Here is a 24034-nt window from a genome sequence, read left to right on the forward strand (position 1 = left end):
CTCCAGATTTATTTATTAATCCGGTTCCTTTATCATCAATAGCAACTTGCAATTGATAAGAGAATGAAATACTTTTATTCTTTTTATTCCTGAACGATGAGCTGCTATTACTTTCTCTTTTATTCCACCAACTGGGAGAACTGCACCTCTTAGTGATATTTCACCTGTCATTGCCAATTTAGAATCTACAGGAAGTCCAGTTACTAATGATGCTATAGTTGTAAATAGTGTCACTCCTGCCGATGGTCCATCCTTTGGTATTGCTCCTGATGGAACGTGTATATGCAAATCATATTTAGAGAAATCAATTTTCTTCATATTAAAGGCCAATCTCGAACGAATTAAGCTTTGAGAAATTTTAGCTGACTCTTTCATAACATCTCCTAATTGTCCTGTTAGCATTAGTTGTCCATTTCCTGGCATCATTGCTCCTTCAATAAATAGAATATCTCCTCCTACCGGTGTCCACGCTAGTCCTGTTACTACTCCTGGTGGATTCATTTTACCTACTTTATCGTATCTAGTTATCTCGTGCCCAAGTACATCGAATAGCATATCTTTTTTTACCACATATGGCAATTCCACTTTTCCAGAAACAATTTTTTCAGAAGTTACCCTAGCTACAGTAGCTAGTTGTCTCTTAAGTCCTCTTACGCCTGCTTCTCTTGTATACATTTCAATGATTTCTCTTAAAGCTTCATCTTCAATCTGAAGTTGGTCTTTATTTAAACCATGCTCATCTAATACGCTAGATACTAAATAATCTTTTGCAATATAGAATTTTTCCCTACTTGTGTAACTACTAATATCAATGATTTCCATCCTATCTCTTAGTGGGGCTGGAATAGTGTTTAGAGAATTAGCTGTTGCAATAAAAAATACATCTGATAAATCGTAAGGTACTTCTAAGTAGTGGTCTGCAAAGGTATTGTTTTGTTCTGGGTCTAATACTTCAAGCAAGGCACTAGATGGATCTCCATTACCTGAAGCTATTAGTTTATCAATTTCGTCTAATATAAACACCGGATTTTTTTCTCCTGCTTTCTTCATTCCTTGAATTATTCTTCCAGGTAGAGCTCCTACATAGGTTCTCCTGTGGCCTCTCACTTCAGCCTCATCACGAATTCCTCCTAAGCTTATTCTTACATATTTTCTTCCTAAAGCTTCTGCAACACTTCTACCTAGGCTTGTCTTACCTGTCCCTGGTGGTCCTACTAAAAGTAGAATAGAACCTTGCTTATTTTTCTTCAACTTCATTACTGTTAAATGCTGAATTATTCTATCCTTAACCTTGTCCAAACCATAGTGTTGCTCATTTAATAATACTCTAGCTTTATCTATATCTACTTCTTTAATTTCACTCTCACCCCAAGGTAAACTTACTAATAAATCTAAATAATTTTGAATAACATTTGCCTCTGAGCTGCCTCCACCTTGTCTTTCAAATTTTCTTAATTCATTAAAAGCAACTTCCTTTACTTCTTCTGGCATTTTTGCATTTTCAATTAGTTTTCTATAATCTTTTTTCGCATTTTGGATTTCTACATCTTCCTCATTTAATTCTTCTTGTATAGCTTTTAGCTGCTCTCTTAACATTTTTTCTCTGTAATTTTTATTCGCATCTTCATTGAATTTTGCTGCTATTTCCATCTTAAATCTTACAGATTCTTTATGTTCTATTAAATAATCTAAGAAAAGAAGCGCTTTCTTTTTCAATGAGCGTATTTCCAAAAATCCTTGCATTTCCTCGTAGGATAAATCTATATATGGAAGAATATAAGGAATCATTTTATTTATACTATCAATTCCTTCAAGATACTCCATATATGTTTCAGAACCAACAAAATTTTTACTTACATCTCTTGCTATTTCCTTTATATAATCAAGCATTTCTCTTTCATTTTTTTCATCTAAATCAATAATATCCTCTATAAAATTATAGGTAGCCCTAAATTCTTCTCCTTCAAGCTTAAATTCTTCAATTTTTATTCTCTCGATTACATCAATTTTAACTTCATAATTTTTCCCTAATTCTTTAACATTTTTGATTTTAACTAAAGTTCCTACTTTATAAAAATCATCTATTTCTAAAATTTCTTTTTCATTTTTAACTCCAAGAGCTAGTCCATAAAAATCATCATTCTCAACTCTTCTGTAGATTTCATTACCAGTTTCTTTGTTAATTCTAATAGTTCTTTCATCGCCATGCATCAATATATTGTAAGGTATAACTATTACCGGTAGTTCTCTAGGTATATTGTTTTTATTCATAATTTTCCCTCCATAAATTAATTAGTTTAATTTAACCTAACTATTTCTTTAAATTTTTTAATTAATCTTATATAATAATTTTACAAGGTTGTCTATTTCCTCATCCTCAAGACTTTCTATTATTCTGTCAATCATCCCTCTAATCTTAAGTTCTTCAATTCTTGCTATAAACTTACCTTTTTCAGTAAGATGAATATACTGCACCCTACCATCCTTACTGCACTGCTTTTTATAAACACAATCTAGTTTAATAAATTTCTTTATCATTTCTGTAACAGATGGTTTTGATAAGTTCAAAATTTCTGCCAATTCGCTACTGGTTATGTACTCATACTCATCAAATTTTCTAAGGTAACTGATTTGTCTAATAGTTAGTTCTGAAACATTAAATTTTTCAAGTAATGTACATGAACATTCACCTTTTATTTCCATAAGGTAAGAATATGTTTTATATAATTTCTCTTTACTGTCCAATTCATCACCTCTGCAACTAATTAGGTTGTACCTAACTATATAATAATACTTAAATAAACATTTGTCAATTATTTATTTTAACATTATTTGTTTTTTTTAAATATTATTTAATATTTCATGGAATACTATAGCGTATTTGGTATCTATACCAAATACGCTATATATTATTATTTAAATCTATTATTATATGCTTTGTTGGTAACCCTTTATATTAAAGTAATAACTTCATCTTCTTTTAATCTAGACTTAGGTAATTGAGCATTAAAATCATTTTTGCTATGATAACCTAGTCCAACAATAGCAACGGCTGTAAATCCTTTTTCTTGTAAACCTAATTCTTCATCTAAAACTTTTGCATCAAAACCTTCCATTGGTACAGCATCAATGCCTATAGAACCAGCCCCCAACAAGAGAGTACCCATATTTAAATAAACTTGCTTTCCCATCCAATGTTGTAAATCTTTCAAATCATTACGATGTATATTTACAAATGTTGAACGCGCCTTATGTTGGTTATCCTTAAATTCTTCATTGGCAAACCGTCCATCCTTATGCTCCTCATCTAATACATGAAGTAAATACTTTTCATCCATATCAGTCCTTGCACAAAATACAACAACGTGAGATGCGTTTAATACTTTGCCTTCATTGAAAGAATAAAATCCTTGAGTACTTTTACTTATTTGTTTCTTTCCTTCTTTTGTATTTGCAATTACAAAATGCCATGGTTGGCTATTAACACTAGATGGACTAAGTCTTAAAATATTTTTTATTTTATTAAAATCTTCCTCCGAAATTTTTTTTGATGGATCGAACTCTTTTACTGTATAACGTGTATTTAAAACTTCATTTAATTTTTTCATGTTTTTTCTCCTTCTATTTTTGTGTTTTTATTTCTATATTTTTTTATATTTTGATATGTTTTTAATTTTCATATGTCTTTGTTTTCTTTAAATAATTTATTTGCTTTTACTATTTCTTTTGTCAGGTTTTCTGAAATATTATCTCCAAGTGTTTTATAATACATTTCATGAATTTTTTCCCAAGCTTCAGAAATTGACTCTATTTTATCTAAACCAGTTTGTGTAATACCAACATCTGTTTTTCTACCCAAATATGTCCTTTTCACATACCCCAGTTTTTCTAATTTATCTAAAAACCTTGTAATAGTACTTGGTTTCATTTCAAGCTCTACAGCAATTTCAGAGGGTGTATGCTTATCCAGTTTACTAATTGCTATTAGTGTAAATCCTTGTGTAACAGTAATATCTATTTCTTTAAAAATATCATCAGCAATACTCGTCAAATGTCTTGCAAGTTGGTTTGCTGAAAAATACATACAATTTTCAAAATAACTCATTCCACAATCACCTCATTCCTATGCACTAACATCTATTTCAAAACTACCCAATCAATGTTCTTATCTATCTCAATTTATTTCATCAAGTCCACTTAAAACAAAATTGGTTGGGTTGAAGTCGATTATACATCTAATCACTTAAAAAGCAACAATTTGTCCTTTACTATAAAATTATTTTTTTTGCACATGCAATGTTTGTATGTGCAAAGTTTGTATATACAAACATTACTGCAAACTAATCTATTTGTCAATACTTTTTATAACTAATTAACATACTTTTTTTACATTGGCGTATTTGTTACCTAAACCCAAATAAGCCAATCTTTTATTAAACTAATTATTGAAGATATAATTTTTTCACTTGTTTCACTTATACCAATTTGAGATATGAATTCACGAGCAATTTATATTATTAGTAAATTGATTAACTTGAGGCTTATAATAAATTTCAATCTCATTAAAAAAAAGTGCTTTATATAGTTCAATATCTACATTCTTTACAAGCGTATAAGTATCTTCCCCATCATTTGATATCATTTTTAATTGAATTTAAATTATAAATTTAATAGTTGTTAATATTCACTTTTTCCCTAATTAATTTAACATTTTTCTATTGTTTTTATCATATTATATGTTCTATATTGTTGATAACCAATAATATTCTAGGTATAATATTGTTAATATAATTTTTACATTGCCAATAGTTTATCTCAACATTAGAGAAATTTATATTTAAAAATCTTAACAAAAGGAGATTTATATGAAAATACTAGTAAACGCTAAACCATTTAATGAAAACGTTTTTTATCAATGGCAAGAAGATTTCAAGGAAGCACATTTTGTATTCGAAAAAGAAGAAGATAAAATAAAAGAGGAAATTAAAGATGCAGATGCACTAATTACTTTTAAGCTTTCTGACGAAGCACTAGCTAAAGCAGAAAAACTTAAATGGATTCAAGCAATGACAGCAGGCGTTGATTTTTTACCTTTAACTAAAATCAATAATAAGAATAGTGATATTGTAATAACTACAGCAAGAGGAGCCCATAAATCTCATATAACTGAGTATATAATCAGTATGATGATAGTATCTGCTCGAAATCTTAACAAATTTATAATTGAAAAAGATAAAAAAGAAAAACGTTGGAACATAAGTCCTCAAGATGAAATTAGTGGTAAAAAATTAGGGATACTGGGTCTTGGATCCATCGGCCAGCACCTGGCAAAAACAGCTCATTTTCTAGGTATGGAGGTTTACGGAGTTAAAAGAACTGTTGAAGAAGTTGACTTTGTAGAAAAAGTATTCACTCAAGACAATATGGATTGGTTTTTTGAAAACTGTGATTATATTGTAAATCTACTTCCTGCAACGGAGTACACTGCAAATATTGTTAATAAAAAATATTTTGATATGCTAAAACCAACTTGCACTATGATAAATGCTGGTAGAGGAAAAACTGTAGATGAAGATGATTTATACTTAGCCTTAAAAAACAATCAATTTAAACTATATATTTCGGATGTATTTGCAGAGGAACCTTTGCCAAAAGATAACCCTCTTTGGGATTTAGACAATATTATAATTACTCCACATATAGCAGGTCCAACTGCTAATTATACAAAAAAACTATATGAAGTTATAAAACCAAATATTAAAGCCTTTATTGATGGAAAAGCCCTTAAAAATGAATACAAATTAAATAGAGGATATTAGTTATAATAAAAAGCCATTAAAACAACTCTTTAAGTTATTTTAAATGGCTTTTTTCATTATTTTTATACTTCTTACCACATATCCATCATAGCGTCTATATCAACCTCTTGAAATTGAACATCACTAGGTGGCATAAATGTATCAGCATTAAAATTTACATTGTCATTTATTTTAGTAACATTTAATTGAGTCATAAGAGTTCCTCCTGCATATACTTCATATTTAAGTGGTGTTGCATATTTCTCTGAATACCACATTTTTACAAGCATTTCTCCCATATCTTCGTCAGATTGTGTAGCCTCTATATAGATGACTTCTTCGCCATCAAGAAAATCTCTTTTAGCTGTCACATCATCAGATTCACCATTTTGCAATGCTGTTAATAGAGAAGTATCTGCCATTAGTCCCATTTCTTCAGCTTTTTCTCTATCTGCACCAGTGATTTTTATACCAGTTGACTCGCCGTATACATATTGATACATAATTTCTTGATTAGGAATATGTATTAATATACTTTTAGGCATATTAGGAACGTCAATTTCAGTTTTTGACTTATCACCATCGTAATAGGTAGTCATTGTTGTTGTTGTATTATATGCAGTTATTTCCGATACTATTCTAAGTGTTTGTGGTCTTTCTGTTGTCATAGATTTAACTAAGTCAGAATCATTAGATGCTTCTTCCGTATTTGATGTTTCTTCTGCAGTTTCATTTTCTTCTGCTTCTGTTTCCTCTACAGGTTCTGCATCATCATTAGATACTTCTGCCTCTACATTAGTTTGGTTTGCTTCTTCAGCTTTTTCATTTTCCTTTTCACTACAAGCTACAAGTGTTACAGATAAGCAGCAAATAATTAATAATGCAAATATTTTATTTTTCATAATTATTATCCCTTCTTTTCACTATTTTTAAGACACAAAACGTCAACAAAAATTCGTCTTGGCTCAAGTTCATTTTTTGTTTTATAATCCCTGTTATATGGAATTTCAATCTTGTCACCTTATTTTGATGAAAATGTGATTATTTCTTGTCTGCTAAAATCATTAACATCAGGTTTTACAACCATATAAAAATCTTTATTTCCTGCATCGCAGTAATAAGATACTATTCCTGTTGCAGTTTCACTACTCTCTATATCATAATTTCTAAATGTCCAATCATTATATGCAGCTTTTAACTCAGTACCAGAAGCAGTATAAACTCCACCTATCTCAAATGCTAAAGCATGTGACTCAGTATCATTATTAGTCATGGATAGCTCTATTAAAACAATTTCCTGACCTTCTTTATCGCTTGGTTTAACACTTGCTTTAGTAATTAGCATATCAAATCCTTCTGATTCTACTGGAACACCAATAGTATACTCAGATTCTAGGTCACCGCCTTCAAAAATTTCAGTAAACGCTTTACCTATATCACTACTAGAAATTTCTATAGCGGGCTTAAATTCAAAAGATTCTCCAATATGTAGTACGTAATTATCTGTTTCCATATCTGCTATATCAAATCCAGTTTCACCTACAATTTTATTGTTTGGAGTTATAAGTCCACCTAATTTACCGACCATCATATTCCAAGAACATTCTTCACCATTTTCATTAAAAACTGTTAATCTATCCATAGGTGAAAAGTTTATATCTTCTCCTGAATTATTAAATACCTCCATACTAATTATTAAAACTTTATTTTCTATTTTTGCTTCGATAATGTTAAAGCTCAAGTCCCCTGCATTGTATTCTTCGCCACATTTAACAATATCTGAATTCTTTAGTGTATCTTCTTCTTTATCTTCAATTTCTTTTACTGCTTCTTCTAATTCATCTGTCGCATTTAATTCTTCACTATTCATTATGCTTTCTTTATTATCATTATTTTTTTCAATTGCTTCTTCTTTTGCAGCACATCCCAAAACTGAAAATGATAAAATTATAACAATTGCTACAATTCTGAAAAGTTTAAAATCAATTTTATGCGATTTGCTCATGTTAAAATCCTCCCTTCCTTTTTTATAATATTTACTATTATTTACTATTATATTTATTGTAGTATTGAAATATGTTTAATACCATTCACTACTAGTCACTTTAATTTAGCCACTTTTCACTTTTTTTTAGCCATGTGGGCAATAATTAAAATAAAAAATCCTAAATCACCCTAATAGTAGAAAGATTTAAATAAAACTAACTTTGTTTATTACATATTGTTGACAATAAACAATGTATACGATATAATATGTTTAAGATAATTATTTTTCATTAACTAGAGTTTCTCTTATTAATTTTTAGAGAAACTCTATATACCCCAAATAAAATTAACCATAAAAAAAACACTTCATTTTGAAGTGTTTTTTATCAAGTAAACATAAATCAATCAATATTTAGCTAAGCTTTATTGTCCACTCTCATCATAGTATATAAAATCGCCACATGAATTCCCTTAAAAGCATTAGTCTCCTTAAGTGGTATCACTGTATTTTCCGTAAGCGACGTTGAGAATACGCTCCAATTAATTCCGTTATTATTTGTAACAAAACTTCCAGTGGAAGGATTGTAGATTGAAAATTCGCTATAATATGATGTTGTCTGATAATCATCTATACTAATTTGGAACTGCTTTATGTGATTATCTTCCTTCAATTCAAGTGGGCTGATATTATCAATACCGTAGTATTCCCTAACTCCGTTCATATAGTCTATATTGAACAAAGCAAAATCTAAATTATCGTCTATAAGAGTCACCTCGTAGATTTTGCCGCTTTCGCTGTCCACCCAGAAACTATACTCAAAGCTGCCATAATCACTGAATTTGTATTCTTTTACAGAGAGTGTATCTACGTTTAGCTCCTCCGAAGTGGGATTAATTACATTATAGTACGCCACATAAACAATATTATTAGCAAGAGTTGTTAGCGAAATCCCTTCAATCAGTCCACTATTATGTAGCTTACTAAGCTCAAGTTCAAGTCCTTTCAATTCACTGTCAGTCATCCTCTTCTTTTGTATAGCAAGCATATTTTGTGAACCCGAATTGTCAATGAGCCGCATAGCCTGTTCAAGGCTACCAAGTTCGTTATTACTATTCTCTGAAGTATTAGTATCTTTATCTTTTTGAGTTACTATAATTTGATTTTCGCGTACATTGTCCAATATGTTAAAAAACACCGACGGTGCAAAGATTGTCACCACAAGTAACAAAATAAGAACAGTAACGCTGCTAAAACTATGTATTCTATTTCTCATATTACACCTCCCGTGACTTAGGAATAAGTAGTGCTATTGTCGTACCCTCACCCAATACGGATTGTACTTCAACTTCAACACCAAAGATTTTTGCTATTTTTCCCACTATAGCCATACCAAGTCCCGCACCACCTTCTCGCCGTGTACGCGCCTTATCAGCCATATAAAACGGCTCTGTCATCTTTTTTATAGTCTCCCCATTCATACCACATCCATTATCAACAACCGTAATTTCATAGTAGTTTCCCTTACTTTTGCCGGTGAACTCAATTTTACCGTTTTCCTCGCAGGCCTTACGCGCATTATCAAGAATATTTGTAAGCATTGACTGATATAAATCACTTTCACCTAGTATAGTTCCTTTTTCTGTTGAAACTGTGAATTCAATATTTTTCTTCTTCATTTGCTCATTTTCAACCTTTAATACATTATCTATGAGAACAGTAACCTCTACATTATTATTTGCAATTTCACCTTCACTCAAATTAGAAAGCATCATCATTTGCTTGGTAAGTCTCTCAAGTCGTTTGCCCTGCTCAAAAATATACTCTATAGATTCTTTCTGCTCATCCTCACTCAAATCCATAGTACGAAGTATATCAGAATAACCTATGATTGAGGTTAACGGAGTTTTGCATTCATGTGCAAAGGAAGCACTAAATTCCTCTTGCCTTTTTGAAGCAACCTCAATCTGTTTCATTTCCTCAGAAATTCGTATATTTTTTTCAAAACTTCTAGTTAGAATATACATGCCTAATGCTAGCAATATAAATACAGTAACCACAATAATTCTATAGCGACTAAGCAACTCAACTCGTTCTATGTAAACACTTGAAATATCCGATACTGTTAGTACATACAAGGTTTTACCGGCAGATTCTATAGGATTGGTAATTTGCATATAGTGCTTGTCACCACTTTCAAAATATTCAGTATACCATTCGTCAGAACTTCCATATTCTGAAACATCACTCTCTTTTATATCAAACAAACGGCTAGTATAAATATTCTTTTCCTCATCACTAACCACATATATAGCCTTATGATTTTCCATACCACGATATATGCTGTCACATAGGTATACCATCATTTCTTCGTCGTTAACAACACTGGTATCATTAAGCATATCCACTGAGTTTTTCAGCATATTTGCAAAACGTAGATTTGCCTCTTGATTAACTTCTGTCTCGTGCTCAAGAGACATTTGGAAGCTCAAGCTCAGCGAACTTACTTCAAAAAAAATAAAAACTGCAGTGACCAGAAGCATCAATACACCGTATATTCGATAATAATTTTTCATAATTACTATACCTCACAAGTTTTAACCAATATTTTTTTGCAATCTGTATCCTAACTTGTAAACACTGACAAGCTCTTTGTCCCAACCAAGTTTCTTTTTAAGTCTTCTTATGCTCATATCTACAGTTCGGCTTTCAGCATTCAATTCACCACCCCATACCTCTTCATATATTTGCTCCCTAGTTAATGGCTTTTCAATATTATCTATAAAATAAGTAAGCAAGTCGAATTCTCGTTCTGTCAATGCTATCACCTCACCGTCCCTTGTAACAAGTCTTTTATCAACATCGATTTTTAATTCATAAATATTATATACTACTCGAACACTTTTCCCACGTCGCAAAACATTTTCCACTCTAGCTATAAGCTCAGCTATTTCAAAAGGCTTAGTGATATAATCCTCTGCACCCATTCTAAGACCTTTTACCTTGTTTTCGGTAGTGTCCATAGCTGTAAGAAAAATTACAGGAATCGGTATTGTTTTAGCATATTCCATTACCTCAAAACCATCAACATAGGGTAGCATAATATTCAAAAGCATTAAATCATAATTATGCTCCTCTATCAAGTCACATGCCACCTTGCCATCAAAGGCACACTCACAGGTGTGCCTTTCTTTTGCTAATGATAACCTTATCAGATTTGCTATGGATTTTTCATCCTCAACTATCAGAATTCTAGCCATAAGTTACCTCTCGTTTCAAGTTTTTTTCTTTTCAAAATATTTATTACGGTTATGCCACAAAAAGTAATTTAGTTGACCTCCAACAACAATATATAGCGTCAGAATGTATCAATCTGCAGTAGATATTGTTGCTGAGTTTAGTTCAACTTACCTTTTGTGGTTTAACCATATTACTGAATATTTACCTTGTAGCCTTCCCAGATACTGTCTATCTCAGAGACTGAAGTGATTGTTTTGCCTTCACCTGCACCTATAGTTTCAGTATATCCAATTGATCCATCATTATTAATTTCCACTTCTATAGCAGCAATTTCTGTAAGAACTCCGTCCTTTACTTCATATAGGCTGTAGTTCCCTAAACCACGGTCATAATTTGTAGTAAAAATCTGTTTTTTCTCCTCATTTACCTCTGGATTAGAAAGTGCCATATAATCTTGATTCAATTCAAATTCACCTATGCTAGCATTCCAAATTCTAATGTTATAGTACTGGTTTACCATTGCACCATATTGCTGAGTTCTGATATCTGGTTGACCATCGAAATTAAAATCTGTAAACTCGTATAATTCTCCACCAGCTTCTTTATACATTTCATACCAACTTTTATTGAAATCAGGCTTCTCGCTGAAGCTGTGTGTAGTTCCATCATTAGCCGTAATTACATAATCCACTGTAAGTGTTCCATCTTCATTCTCGCTAACCTTTGCCTCGCCGCTCAACTCTTCACTTGATGTCACATCCCCTCCTGTATTATCAGAGTTTGAGTTTATTGTAACTACCTCTGTTTTTTCAGGTGTCTTTGTATCCACCTCGTCTGGAGACTCTTTTGTTTCAGTTTCTTTTGTTTCAGGTACTTCTTTATCAACCTCTTCTGTTGTAGGTCCTTCTAAATCTACAATTGCCTCATCCCAATTAGATGCCGCAGTTAAATCTACATTGTCACTATTATTTCCACATGCAGCTAATGTACCAACCATCATAACGATCATAACCATAATACTTAATTTTTTCATATATTTCCTCTTTTCTTTTTATTTTTATTTATATTTTTGTTTTTATTTTTACTATAGCTGAATTATAGCACGAGAATGTAACAATAATGTAACTATGAAAAAGTTTGCATCATGTGTAACCATCATAAAGGATTCTTGTTAAATGTCAAAGTGTAGAATTCAGAAGAATTACTAGAATACGCATTTCTCATTTATTAACCTTCATCTAAAACATAAACCAATTCCTAAACACTAAAAATCCTTTAATAGAATAACATATAAAATCTTCTAGCTATATATCGCTAGAAGATTACTATGTACTAGGAAATCAAAGGACTATATAGTATACTATGTATATCTATCTAAGAGTAATAAATTCTAGCCTAATTCTTTCCATATCAATTTTATTTCACTTATTTCTATAATTGCCATTGCTCTATCTTGGGCTATAATAGCTCCTTGAAGTCTAGATATATTACCATTCATTTCTTCTAATACATTCTTTTCAGTAACAAATTGGATTCTATTTTGTACTATTGTCCACGCCTGTTGCAAATCATCTATATCCTTTTCCGCTTGATGCCATTGTTCATTAAATATATTTTCTTCTACTCTTGTAATAGTACCCTTTACGTCATCTTTAACTTCTTTAATATCATAGATATCTTTAAATCTGAGTTGTTCTAGAATCTCACGAAAAGTGAATTTTATTTCTTTTAGACTCTCTACCAATACTTTTCCATTATGAATTACAATTATAGGTTTGTCGTTGATATACTTAGCAATTTTAATAGACCTTAGAGAAATATACTGCATTAAAATACCCAAAATAGTCCAAGTGCATAAACCAACCCAATGTGGCCATGCTGTACTACTTAAATCAACAGTAAGCTCAGCAGCAAAAGCTCCTATAGTAATCCCCAATATATAATCAAAATATGATATCTCACCTAATTGCTGTTTTCCTAAGGCTCTTGTAAAAATTAAAAGTGTGAAGAAACTTATAATTCCTCTAAAAAGAACCACTAGAGCTTCATTCATATATATCACCACCTCTAGGACTGTCACTCCTAATAATACTAGGTTTCCCCGTAGGCCTTTGATTTATGAATAGCTTCTTTAATTGATACGATAATTTTTTCATCAATAAATTAAATTCAACTTATTTCTCTACAAAATCTAAGGAGCAACATCTATAATGCCCTGTGCCTTGTCCACCTTCATATTATATAAAATTCCCAAAAGAATAAAAACTCCTCCAATAATTTTACCTGTAGGAACTTGATTAAAATAAAAATAATCCATAAAAATTCCTATAATAAGTTCACCTGAAAATATTAAAATAGTGGTATAAACAACTGGAATTTTAGGTAGTATTGCACTATTCATCATAACAATCGCTACTCCAAATAATCCACCAGTTAAATATAGTAAAGGAATATCGTTAAGCTGTAATAACTGCAGGCCAAAGCCTTTATTAATAACAACATACAATAGTATAGAGCCTAATAATCCTACTAAATAATTCACAAATGTACTCGCAAGTATTCCAACTTTTTCAGCTAGTTTAGCATTCAAAATTATTGTAATTATAACAGTTCCGCCTGTTACTAACGCTAATAGTATATACATATATGCCCCCTATAATTTTATCATTGCAAAAATACCAATACACATTAATAAAATACCAAAAGTTTTTTTAGGTATAAATTTATATTTTTTAACACCAAATAAACCAAAATGGTCAACAAAACAAGAAACAATTATTTGACCTAAAAGCCCAAGACCTAAAGTTAAAGTTAACCCTAATTCACTTACACAGATATTATTGGAAAACACAGTAAATACTCCAACTGCTCCTCCCATCATCAATATAAATGATATATTTACCAAACTTATTTTTTTCTTTTTTATAAGTATAATTATAGTAATCATCACAAGTCCAACTAAATGAATAACTATTAATGAATCATAATCACCTATAGTTATTGCTAATAATCCATTTATCATAATCATTATTGAAATTAACATTCCATCAAAAACAGCCAATCCCTTAAACATATATTTACCCCCTACTTTACTTTCTACAAATAATAAGTTATCATAGTTTCAAATATATCTTTAGGACATTTGTCCTATTTAATAGAGGAAAATTCAAATGAGAATAATTAACAATACCAACCTATTAAATACTTATATAAATCAATATGAAATCGACAAAATAGTTCCTCCACTGGCTTTAAATAAAGCTGAACTTTATCATTTTCAAAGAGGAGATTATATTTGCAGTTATGAAGAAAAAATATTGAATTTTTATTTCTTAGTTGAGGGAAATGCAAAGGTGTATATTCTACTAGAGAATGGGAAATCTTTTCTTTTAAAATTTTACGAGCCTTTTAATAATTTCGGCGACTTAGAACTTCTAAAGAAGACTCACTACCAGACAAATGTAGAAGCTCTAACAGATACCTTCTGTGTTAGTATTTCTATTGAAGATATTAATAAGTATTGTCTTGATGACACTACCTTTCTTAGATATCTTTGCTCAAATTTAAGTGATAAATTAAATAGTCTATCAAATATTAGCTCCATTAATATTTTATATCCTCTAGAGAATAGACTAGCAAGTTATCTGTATCATATTTCTTCAGGGGAGAAATCTTTTGAATTAGTTTCTTCTTTTTCTGATATAGCTGAACTTTTAGGAACAAGTTATAGACATTTATCTAGAACCTTAAAAGGATTAAATGAAAAGAAAATTATTAAGAGTAGTAAAAAAAGAATTGAAATAATAGATTTGGAAGCTCTTGTAGCTCTTGCTGGAGAACTCTATAAATAGGGAGATAGTACACCTCCCTATTGTTCACTTAAATTTCTTAAGGTATTCTGCTACTGAACGATTCATTTCAAATGAAAAATCAGACATATACTTTCTGTTGCAAAAAGCTTTTATGTCATCGCTAATATCTTTATCAATAAATCCTCTCTTATCGTTTCTTTCTTTATGCATTTCTACATGCTCTTCTTTAGTTAATCTGTGATATTTATTTTCGAAAACTATATGTTTATATTCAAATCTAGCTGGTTTTTTCCTATTCTTTTGTCCCTTAGTGGGATAACCATAAACCACCATTGCTGCAGGTAAAACATAGTCTGGGAGATTTAATAATTCTCTTACTTCTTCACAGTTTTCAATTATATCACCAATATAACAAGAGCCAACTCCTAATGATTCTGCAGCTACCACTGTATTTTGAGCCGCTATTATAGCATCAGCACAAGCAAGTAGAATATCTCCTTCTGATGGATTTCTTGGATTACAATCTTCAAAACTAAAAGAATCATACCATCTTTGATAATCTGCGAGGAAAACAAGGACTAAAGGTGCCTTAGCAATAAAAGGTTGATTATCACAAGTTATTGCTAATTTTTCTTTTAATGTTTCATCTGTAATATCTAGTATTGTATAAAGCATCATTGCCCCTGCAGTTGGAGCTTCAATAGCAGCTTGTAATATTTCCTTTTTTACATCACTTTCGATTATTCTATTTTCAAATACTCTAACTGATTTTCTGTTTTTTATTTGTTTTATAACATCATTCATAATCTTAGTCCCCTCAGCATTATCGTGATTTTACCGTTATTATTATTTACAACAAATATCTTACTATAAAATTAAAAACCTTGAATATTTTCTTTATTACTTATATCACGAACTTCTCTTGTTAGGAAAAACCTTTCTTACACCTTTTATGATTTTATCCATTATATTTTCGGATTTACGAGATTCAATAGGTTCATAAATAGCTATTTGTGCTAATCTTTTAGTTCCTTCTAATGAAACAGCCCCGGCGATAAATCTTCCTGTATGACAGAATACTGCGTCGCTTACTCCTGTCACTTCCGCAAGTTCTTCTTCTCTTTTACCCCCCCAAGTTTCTGGAAGTTTTTTTATGTCCTCTCCATCTTTTCCTCGTACAGCTTGCAATAAATAATTAGTTTTTGATTTGAAAATTACAAATAGTATTTCCTCGTTTTTATCAACTTCTTTAAGGGCATCTATATATGGACAATATGTATCAATTATCAAAACTTGTTTCATTTCCCTATTTTCATAAGCTTTTATTACTTTTTCTTTTGCTTTAAGCACAGATATTTTAAAATTTATTTTATTATTTAATATAGCTGTAGCAAATTCAACAGCTTTATTAAATTGTTCATTTTCATTATTATCCTCGTACCATAACGGATTAAATCCTGATAAAATTGTAGAAATATTCATCAAAGGAATTTCTGTTTTATCTATCCACACACCATTATCTAATGCATCTATTCCTTCAACTAAACTTCTATCTACATAATTGAAAATATCCTCTATTTCATCTTCCTTTAAATTTTGAGCTTTAACCTGAATTACATCACGTCCAAACTTTTCCCATACAAGGCCACAAGAAGAATATGGTATCTCATCTTGTCTAAGTTTTTTGTCTACATTATGATGATCTAATTCTCCACCATTGACATCATAAACTATATCCAATTCATTTAATTTTTCTTTATTTCTTGTTCTTGTTAACTCTATTTCAAAAATCTCATTAAGAATAGCCGTGGCCATTACTTCATCAGCATGAAATTTCCCATCATGAGTTCCTATCTTCTTAAATTTTTTTTTCAATGTAATATCAACTACCTTCTAATTTCTATTTTTGTATAATTCCATTTATATCACTTTTCTAATATAAAAATAACAAACAATCTAATATATTTCTATATAACTTCTCCCTTAGTACAAATGTCTCAGCTAAACAAATATCTGTAGATATTTTTATGCCTTTTTAGCAACTATCAAATTTCTATTTATTGATTGATTTACTCTATGAAGATAATTAATATAAGGAGCTTCATCAAGTACTTTAAATCCACTTTCCTCTAGTGCTACTGCAATTTCATCATACTTCATAGTAAATTCATTATAAGACAATACAATACTTCCTCTTGTTTTTAAAACTTGATGCCAGGTAGGCAAAGCTTCTTCTAAAAGTTTTAATGCACTTCTAGACATTTTAATTTCATTTTCGCTCTTACTTCCATGTTGAACTCCATAAGGTAAATCAGCTACAATTATATCACAAGATTTTTTCTTCAAAAATATATTTGATTTCCTAGTATCCCCATTGAATAATTGAAATGATTGAACATCACCAGCATTAAAATCCGCTTTTTCTGCTGCCGCTGTTAAGTTAAATATATTTGCTATTTTCTTTCCATTTGAACCTGATTGCTTTGTTTTTTGAACCCTATGTTTGTATCTGCCTTCTTTTAAAAATCTTACAACATAGGTTTGAGTTTCTTGAGTCCACTGCTCATTTATTTCTATTCCCTTAACATCAAATCCCCTTATAAAACCTTCATATAAAGTAGTTCCTTTACCACACATTGGATCAAATATAGTAATCTTGTCACTACCTGTATTACATGCACTAAGTGCAATATTTACCATAAGTCTAGTAAATTGCTCATTTGTCTTACCATTGTATTTCAAAATTTGAACCATACTTTCTGGAAATGTACGAAAATCAGGTACATTAATAGGTTTTAAAAGTCCTCCATGCACTATTTCAAATAGTGCATAATAGATTGATGAAAAACCTAAAGCTTTAAAAGCTTCCTCTTTAAGTTCTTTATTGGAAGTAAAACATATTGAAGCAGGAAGATCTATATTTCCCTCTTCAATTTCACTAATCTCCATATCATAAGATGTAGCAATAGCTTCTAGCTCAGCTATAGCAATCTTAAGTGCTGCATCAAAATAAATGCGATTATGTCCTGGATTTGCAAGTATTGCGTATCTATTCATATTAAAACTCCTCATTTCTTACTATCTTTATTATTTGTTAACATTTTGTTTTTAACATTATACCATTAATAGATAAAACTTAATACATCACTCAAAAAAAGTGAACAAAAAAATCTCAACCACTTTTAGTTTACCCTAAGAGGTTGAGACTAATTTTGTACCTAATCCAATAGTAAAATATTATTCATCAGCAGGTATGACGTGTACAAACACCTTTGCTGTAGATGTTTGTCCTATAGCATCTTTTATTGTATAAGTAAAAGAATCATATGTTTCATCATCAATACCATATGAACTGTATTCAATACTCCTACCTACTAATGAAGCGGAACCTATTGTATTGTCACTAGCCGACTCAATCCAAAAGGTATTTCCACTCCAATTAAGATCATTAGACAATACATTCAAATCATTTATACTGTTTGATTCTACTTCATATTTATCATTTTTAGCTTCAAATATAGTATCTCGTTGATTTACAGTTACATACATTGTTGCCTCTGAAGTATATCCTTTGCCATCATTTATTTTGTAAGTAATAGTGTCTTGTCCAGTAAACCATGGAATTGGAGTATATAATATTTGGTTATTGAAAATTTCAACAGCGGCGTTTTGGCTTTCACCAACACTTTCTATAGTTAGTATATTACCATCAATATCCTCATCATTAGCAACTACATTAAATTCATTGTAGTTACTTCCTTGGTCTACTTCATATTGATCATCTTGAGCTGTTGGTGGATTGTTCATTGGCACAAATGTTATTTCTACTGTAGCTGTAGATGTAAGTCCATTCTCATCTTTAATAGTATAGGTAAAAGAATCTATTCCATTATCGTAATTATATGGAGCATATCTTATCTTATTTCCTTCTATAAAAACCTCCCCATCATATATTGGTTTAGTTACAGAATCAATTGTTAAAATATCATTATCCGCATCAGAATCATTAGCAAGTACATCTATTAGCAAGGTATTAACGCTATACATTTCTATATCAATTTTATCGTCTTTAGCTACTGGAGCGTGATTAACTGAATTAACTATTATAGTTACTGTTGCTGTACAAGTTGCTCCTTTACCATCTGTAATAGTATAAGTAATTACGTGCTGACCTTCACTACTTGCATTATAAGAAACTTTATTGTTCACTATTGTAGCAAATCCCTCTGGATCATCTACAGAAGTGATACTCAAAGTATCTCCATCTGAATCCAAATCATTTAGTAATACATCAAATTCGTTATCAATACTAAATTCATCAACAGAATACTGGTCATTCTGAGCTATAGGTGCTTCATTAACACTCTTTATTGTCACAAAAATATATCCAATATCAGTTCCACCATTTCCATCAGATGCAGTGTATTTAAGTTCATCATCACCATATACATTTTTATTAGGTTTATACTGAATTTTATTGTCCACTATAGCAAATGTACCTTTACTCTCTGACCCTGCTGCTTGAACCTTTTCAATAGTTAATTGATCAGAATCTGCATCAGTATCATCTTTTAATACATCAAGTACAGTAACTTCACTATTTTCATTAACCGTATAATAATGATTACCGCATTTTGGTGCATCGTTTATATTATTTACAATGATATTTACTGTAGCACTTGAAGTTTTACCATTTCCATCATTAATGGTGTATGTTATAACATCTTCTCCACTGAAATCTGCCTTTGGTGTATATATTATTGTTTTGTTCTCAATAGTGTTATTTCCACTCTCAATATCACCAATTGTAGCTTTCCCATTTTGACTTTCTACAACACTTTCTATTGTTAGATTATCTCCATCAACATCCCAATCATTACTTAGTACGTCAATTTCATTTTCTACACTATCTTCATCTAATGTTAATTGATCAGCCTCTGCTACTGGTGCATCATTTACAGCTTTTACTGTTATATTTATAGTAGCTGTTGATTTACCACTATTACCGTCATTAACAGTATAAGTTATAGAATCTTGCCCATTGAAATCTTTATTTGGAGTATATACTATTGTTTTATTTTCAATCGTATTATTTCCATCCTCAATATTTCCAATTGTGGCTACCCCATTTTGACTTTCTACAACACTTTCTATTGTTAGATTATCTCCATCAACATCCCAATCATTGTCTAGTACATTGAAGATATTACCTTGAGTATCTTCATCTACTTCAAAACTATCGCCTTCTACTTTCGGTGCATCGTTCACAGACTCAACTATCACCTTAACTGTAGCTGTTGCCAGGTTCCCATATCCATCATTAATTGTATAAGTAAAGGTATCCTCACCATTAAAATCTTTATTAGGATAATAATACAACTCTTTTTTATCTTGGCTAACACTTACTCCTGAATTCTGACTTTGATTAACACTCTCTATTGTAAGATTATCCCCATCTTCATCCTTATCATTTTCTAATACCTTAAATATATTGTAAGAACTATCTTCTGATGTTTGATATTGGTCATCATACGCCACCGGATCATAATCACTTACTGGCTCTACAATAATTTGAATATTCCCTGTAGTTGTACCTCCCCTGCCATCAGATATTTTATAAGCAAGATTAACTGTACCATTCCTATCTTTTCTAGGTTTGTAGTAAATTTTATTGTCCTCTACTCTAAAATCACCTATTGGATTCACATCTGAAAACCAGGTATAATGTACTTCTTCAATAATCAGCTCGTCATTATCCTCATCAGAATCATTTGCGAGTACATCTAGTACTTGCTCATCACAATCTTCTTTAATATTAAATATGTCTTTGTTACCTTGTGGTGCGTGATTTTCTGAAACTGTTATGTTTATTGTAGCAGTACCAGCCCCGCCATACCCATCCTTTACTGTATAAGTTAAAGTGTCTGTTCCACTAAAATCTGCCTTTGGAGTATATATTATAGTATCTAACCATATTTGCGCTGTGCCATTTTCACCTTGCCCTATACTTTCAATTGAAAGATTATCACCATCCATATCAGTATCATTTACAAGTACATCAAAATAGTTATATTTACTATCTATATTAACTGTAAATTCATCATCTTGAACTATAGGTGCAACGTTCTCCCTGTTAACCTTTATAGTAGTAGTGACTGTTGCTTTTTCACCATTTCCATCATTAATTGTATAGTTTATTACATCAGTACCATAAAAATCTGCATTTGGTGTATATACTAATTTATTGTTCTCTATTGCAGTTGTACTATGCTCACTATTAATCACGCTCTCTAGTGTAAGAATATCCCCATCTACATCAGAGTCATTAGCTAGCACGTCAAATATGTTACTTTCACTATTTTCATCAGCTGAAAACTCATCTTCTTTAGCTATCGGCGTATCATTTTCACTCTTAACAGTTACATTTATTGTGCCCATAGCAGTCCCTTTATTTCCATCGCTAATCTTGTAATAAATAGTATCTTGTCCATTGAAATTTGCTTTTGGACTATATACTATTTTAGGATATTTACCTAGTGTGGTAATAATATGTCCATCTATTTCTTCTGTAATAAGAATTTCTTCTTTGATAATGGTTACACTTCCACCTTCTGAACTTTCTCCAGTAGTATTATTGTATCCCCAATTTCCAATCCGATCTATTGTAAGCTTATCACCATTAGCATCACTATCATTCAATAATACATCAAATGAATTGGCTATACTATCTTCTTGTGCTTCAAAATTATCATCTTCTGCAATTGGTGCATTATTAGGCCCATCTACAGTTATATAAACCGTTGCTGTTGTCGTTTCTGTTGCACCCCAGTATTTATCTATTAATGTATATTGAAAAGAATCTTGTCCCCTAAATCCATTATCTGGTATATATGAAATTGCTCCTAAACCTTGTTTAACCTCTCCGTGTTTTGCCTCACCTACAGAATTTATTTTTAAAGCATAATAGTATCCACCTTGTTTCATATCAATGTCATAGTCATTACTTAATATACTCAACATATTAGTACCACTATCTCCATATATTGTATATTCATCATCCACTGCTGTTGGTGGGTCGTTTACAGTTCTAAAATAGACCTTTATATAGGATTTTCCAATTCCTCCATTACCGTCAGATACTGTATAATAAATTATTTTTGTACCAATGTCATTTTCTATAGGATTAAACTTAATTTTATTATCAACTATCTCTAATATGTCATAATCACTATTACATTGAATCTCTGTAAGAGTTAGCTTGTCTCCTTCTTCATCCCAATCATTGCTTAATACATCAAAGTAAAATGGTCCGCTATCTTCATCTACCTCTTTATATTCCCATTTAACATATGGTGCATCATTCATAGGGTTTACTTTTACTTTAACTGTTGCCTTTGAAGTTCCCCCATTTCCATCCTTAACCATATAGGTAATAGAATCTTCCCCGGTGAAACTTCCATAGGTATTATACTTTATTTTATTATCTTCAACGCTGGCATTACGATTTTCATTTTCTACTATTTCAATAGTAAGATTATCTCCATCAGCATCCCAATCATTATTCAATACATCAAAATAGTGATAACCGCGTATTTCATCTACTTCATACTCATCATCAGAAGCTATCGGTTCATCATTTATAGACCTAACCTCTATTTTAATATTAGCCTTTGCAGTTTCTCCGTTACCATCATTAATAGTATACTCAATACTCTCTTCTCCATTATAGTTCTCATCTGGAGTATATAGAATTTTGTTGTCTTGTATTTTTATAGTACCATGATCACTTTCCACAATACTTTCTATTATAAGTTCGTCCTCGTCAATATCTGTATCATTATCTACGACATCAAATACATTATCGCTACTATCTTCATCTATAACAAATTCATCTTCTACTGCAATTGGGGCATCATTAACTTGCTCAACACTTAATTTAACCTCCATATAGTAAACTCTTTTATCTTGAAGGCTTCTATAATACAAACTAAAAGAATCTTCTCCATTGAAGTTTTCATTTGGAGTATAATAAAATCTATTTTTATATGCATCTTCCATATCAGTTACTTCTAAATTCCCATTTTGGACCTCATCCATTAATTCAAGAACTTGTCCTGGAACAGATAGCTCTACTGCCTGTTCTTCTTTTGTATTAATAGTTTTTTCTATAATATCATTTCTTGATGTAACTCCTATTGTAAGTATTCCTGTTGCTTGTAGTTCTTCTTCTGAACTGTCCTTAATTGTGTATATAAATCTGGCCACTCCTGTTTTCTTATAATCAGGAGTGTAATACAATTTATTATCTTTTATTTCTATTGTGCCTATATTTTCTGCGTCATTATTATCATTTTTAATGCTAACTATGTACAGCTCATCTTCATCTTCGTCTGTATCGTTTTCTAATACATCTATTAATATAGACTCATCATTGAAAGCTTGTACTTTATCTTCATTTGCTACTGGTGCATCTGATACTGATGTTACATTTACTATTACAGAAGCTGTTGCTTGTCTATTTAAAGAGTCCTTTATTGTATAAATAAAGGAGCCTTCTCCATTAAACTTTTCCGCTGGAATAAAAGAATACTCACCATCTATCTGCTCTATACTCCCATTTTTAATATTAGAGAAATCTACAAATTCTAGAACTCCAGTAGCACCGGATGTATCATTATCTAAAACAGCTGCGAGCTTTATACTAATATCTTCTTTTGTTGAAATATTATCATTTTTTGCGGTTATCTGGTCTGGTTCTTCAATAATTACATTAACCGTAACAGTATAATAGGTTGTTCCATTATTAGCTTTATATATAAACTCATCTTTGCCATATACATCCTTATTAGGAGTATATACTACTTCATTGTTACCATCAGAATTTTTTCTTATGGATACTTCCCCTTTTTCTAGATTTTTATCCTCAACAGATAAATTTTCTTCTATCACAGGCTCAATAACTATCTCCTCATTAATATTTGTAGTTACCTCTACTGTTTTATTTTCTGTAACATGCTTCTTACAACTAGAAAAAACAAAAGGAATTAATATACAAATAACTGACACCATAAATATATTCTTAATTTTAGGTTTAATTTTAATCACCGCCCTTAACAAATACTTTTAGTAAACATTAATAATACAAAATATACTATAATACTTATTATTTTATATATTTACCTCTAAGTTGTCACTATACT

At 30.8% G+C, this 24034-nt stretch carries 19 protein-coding genes; 2 read left to right on the plus strand and 17 right to left on the minus strand.

Features of this window, described 5'->3' with window-relative positions:
• Positions 1 to 15 precede the first annotated feature (15 nt).
• The 4 genes from lon to ACVHXK_RS08710 all read right to left on the minus strand — a co-directional run bounded on the left by lon (position 16) and on the right by ACVHXK_RS08710 (position 4105).
• On the minus strand, positions 16 to 2271 hold the full coding sequence (gene lon, locus ACVHXK_RS08695; protein WP_461205988.1) for an endopeptidase La: 2256 nt from the start codon (positions 2269 to 2271) through the stop codon (positions 16 to 18).
• A gap of 57 nt (positions 2272 to 2328) precedes the next feature.
• Positions 2329 to 2745, minus strand: a complete 417-nt coding sequence (locus ACVHXK_RS08700; protein ID WP_461205989.1) for a MarR family winged helix-turn-helix transcriptional regulator — start codon at positions 2743 to 2745, stop codon at positions 2329 to 2331.
• A gap of 206 nt (positions 2746 to 2951) precedes the next feature.
• On the minus strand, positions 2952 to 3608 hold the full coding sequence (gene nfsB / locus ACVHXK_RS08705; protein ID WP_461205990.1) for an oxygen-insensitive NAD(P)H nitroreductase: 657 nt from the start codon (positions 3606 to 3608) through the stop codon (positions 2952 to 2954).
• Between the two features lie 68 nt (positions 3609 to 3676).
• Positions 3677 to 4105, minus strand: a complete 429-nt coding sequence (locus ACVHXK_RS08710; RefSeq protein WP_461205991.1) for a MarR family winged helix-turn-helix transcriptional regulator — start codon at positions 4103 to 4105, stop codon at positions 3677 to 3679.
• Positions 4106 to 4865: 760 nt separating this feature from the next.
• On the opposite strand from ACVHXK_RS08710, the gene ACVHXK_RS08715 reads away from it, so the two are divergent.
• Positions 4866 to 5819 (plus strand): D-2-hydroxyacid dehydrogenase, encoded by a 954-nt coding sequence (locus ACVHXK_RS08715; RefSeq protein ID WP_461205992.1) that lies wholly within the window; start codon positions 4866 to 4868, stop codon positions 5817 to 5819.
• A 71-nt stretch (positions 5820 to 5890) separates the two neighbouring features.
• On the opposite strand, the gene ACVHXK_RS08720 is transcribed toward ACVHXK_RS08715, so the two are convergent.
• The 9 genes from ACVHXK_RS08720 to ACVHXK_RS08760 form a co-directional block, all read right to left on the minus strand.
• Positions 5891 to 6700: a hypothetical protein gene (locus tag ACVHXK_RS08720; protein WP_461205993.1), complete on the minus strand. Its 810-nt coding sequence runs from the start codon at positions 6698 to 6700 to the stop codon at positions 5891 to 5893.
• A gap of 119 nt (positions 6701 to 6819) precedes the next feature.
• Positions 6820 to 7803 carry a hypothetical protein gene (locus tag ACVHXK_RS08725; RefSeq protein WP_461205994.1) on the minus strand — a complete coding sequence of 328 codons (984 nt, stop codon included), beginning with the start codon at positions 7801 to 7803 and terminating at the stop codon, positions 6820 to 6822.
• Between the two features lie 397 nt (positions 7804 to 8200).
• A complete protein-coding gene (locus tag ACVHXK_RS08730; protein WP_461205995.1) occupies positions 8201 to 8965 on the minus strand; it encodes a hypothetical protein in 765 nt (254 codons plus the stop codon).
• Positions 8966 to 9059: 94 nt separating this feature from the next.
• Positions 9060 to 10262, minus strand: coding sequence for a sensor histidine kinase (locus ACVHXK_RS08735; RefSeq protein ID WP_461205996.1), 1203 nt, complete (start codon positions 10260 to 10262; stop codon positions 9060 to 9062).
• Between the two features lie 117 nt (positions 10263 to 10379).
• Complete coding sequence (locus ACVHXK_RS08740) at positions 10380 to 11042, minus strand: response regulator transcription factor (protein WP_461205997.1); 663 nt, start codon at positions 11040 to 11042, stop codon at positions 10380 to 10382.
• Between the two features lie 170 nt (positions 11043 to 11212).
• Complete coding sequence (locus ACVHXK_RS08745) at positions 11213 to 12055, minus strand: XAC2610-related protein (RefSeq protein ID WP_461205998.1); 843 nt, start codon at positions 12053 to 12055, stop codon at positions 11213 to 11215.
• Positions 12056 to 12412: 357 nt separating this feature from the next.
• Positions 12413 to 13075, minus strand: coding sequence for a DUF4363 family protein (locus ACVHXK_RS08750; RefSeq protein WP_461205999.1), 663 nt, complete (start codon positions 13073 to 13075; stop codon positions 12413 to 12415).
• Positions 13076 to 13213: 138 nt separating this feature from the next.
• Positions 13214 to 13666, minus strand: a complete 453-nt coding sequence (locus ACVHXK_RS08755) for a DMT family transporter (protein ID WP_461206000.1) — start codon at positions 13664 to 13666, stop codon at positions 13214 to 13216.
• A 9-nt stretch (positions 13667 to 13675) separates the two neighbouring features.
• The gene (locus ACVHXK_RS08760) at positions 13676 to 14095 is read right to left on the minus strand and encodes a DMT family transporter (protein WP_461206001.1); all 420 of its coding nucleotides are present in this window, start codon (positions 14093 to 14095) and stop codon (positions 13676 to 13678) included.
• A gap of 97 nt (positions 14096 to 14192) precedes the next feature.
• On the opposite strand from ACVHXK_RS08760, the gene ACVHXK_RS08765 reads away from it, so the two are divergent.
• A complete protein-coding gene (locus tag ACVHXK_RS08765; protein ID WP_461206002.1) occupies positions 14193 to 14873 on the plus strand; it encodes a Crp/Fnr family transcriptional regulator in 681 nt (226 codons plus the stop codon).
• A 24-nt stretch (positions 14874 to 14897) separates the two neighbouring features.
• On the opposite strand, the gene ACVHXK_RS08770 is transcribed toward ACVHXK_RS08765, so the two are convergent.
• The 4 genes from ACVHXK_RS08770 to ACVHXK_RS08785 form a co-directional block, all read right to left on the minus strand.
• A complete protein-coding gene (locus tag ACVHXK_RS08770) occupies positions 14898 to 15638 on the minus strand; it encodes a nitroreductase family protein (RefSeq protein ID WP_461206003.1) in 741 nt (246 codons plus the stop codon).
• A 105-nt stretch (positions 15639 to 15743) separates the two neighbouring features.
• Positions 15744 to 16709, minus strand: coding sequence for an MYG1 family protein (locus tag ACVHXK_RS08775; RefSeq protein ID WP_461206004.1), 966 nt, complete (start codon positions 16707 to 16709; stop codon positions 15744 to 15746).
• A 150-nt stretch (positions 16710 to 16859) separates the two neighbouring features.
• A complete protein-coding gene (locus ACVHXK_RS08780; RefSeq protein WP_461206005.1) occupies positions 16860 to 17891 on the minus strand; it encodes a TRM11 family SAM-dependent methyltransferase in 1032 nt (343 codons plus the stop codon).
• A 180-nt stretch (positions 17892 to 18071) separates the two neighbouring features.
• Positions 18072 to 23939: an Ig-like domain-containing protein gene (locus ACVHXK_RS08785; RefSeq protein ID WP_461206006.1), complete on the minus strand. Its 5868-nt coding sequence runs from the start codon at positions 23937 to 23939 to the stop codon at positions 18072 to 18074.
• Positions 23940 to 24034 lie beyond the last annotated feature (95 nt).

It is taken from the genome of Clostridium sp. DL1XJH146, from assembly GCF_054819755.1.

Bases quoted from the DNA above. Each gene is read 5' to 3' on its own strand.
- ACVHXK_RS08750 (WP_461205999.1), bottom strand. From the start codon at position 13,075: ATGAATGAAGCTCTAGTGGTTCTTTTTAGAGGAATTATAAGTTTCTTC.
- lon (WP_461205988.1), bottom strand. From the start codon at position 2,271: ATGAATAAAAACAATATACCTAGAGAACTACCGGTAATAGTTATACCT.
- ACVHXK_RS08740 (WP_461205997.1), bottom strand. From the start codon at position 11,042: ATGGCTAGAATTCTGATAGTTGAGGATGAAAAATCCATAGCAAATCTG.
- ACVHXK_RS08715 (WP_461205992.1), top strand. From the start codon at position 4,866: ATGAAAATACTAGTAAACGCTAAACCATTTAATGAAAACGTTTTTTAT.
- ACVHXK_RS08735 (WP_461205996.1), bottom strand. From the start codon at position 10,262: ATGTCTCTTGAGCACGAGACAGAAGTTAATCAAGAGGCAAATCTACGT.
- ACVHXK_RS08780 (WP_461206005.1), bottom strand. From the start codon at position 17,891: ATGAATAGATACGCAATACTTGCAAATCCAGGACATAATCGCATTTAT.
- ACVHXK_RS08745 (WP_461205998.1), bottom strand. From the start codon at position 12,055: ATGAAAAAATTAAGTATTATGGTTATGATCGTTATGATGGTTGGTACA.
- ACVHXK_RS08770 (WP_461206003.1), bottom strand. From the start codon at position 15,638: ATGAATGATGTTATAAAACAAATAAAAAACAGAAAATCAGTTAGAGTA.
- ACVHXK_RS08725 (WP_461205994.1), bottom strand. From the start codon at position 7,803: ATGAGCAAATCGCATAAAATTGATTTTAAACTTTTCAGAATTGTAGCA.
- ACVHXK_RS08760 (WP_461206001.1), bottom strand. From the start codon at position 14,095: ATGTTTAAGGGATTGGCTGTTTTTGATGGAATGTTAATTTCAATAATG.
- ACVHXK_RS08710 (WP_461205991.1), bottom strand. From the start codon at position 4,105: ATGAGTTATTTTGAAAATTGTATGTATTTTTCAGCAAACCAACTTGCA.
- nfsB (WP_461205990.1), bottom strand. From the start codon at position 3,608: ATGAAAAAATTAAATGAAGTTTTAAATACACGTTATACAGTAAAAGAG.
- ACVHXK_RS08765 (WP_461206002.1), top strand. From the start codon at position 14,193: ATGAGAATAATTAACAATACCAACCTATTAAATACTTATATAAATCAA.
- ACVHXK_RS08720 (WP_461205993.1), bottom strand. From the start codon at position 6,700: ATGAAAAATAAAATATTTGCATTATTAATTATTTGCTGCTTATCTGTA.
- ACVHXK_RS08755 (WP_461206000.1), bottom strand. From the start codon at position 13,666: ATGTATATACTATTAGCGTTAGTAACAGGCGGAACTGTTATAATTACA.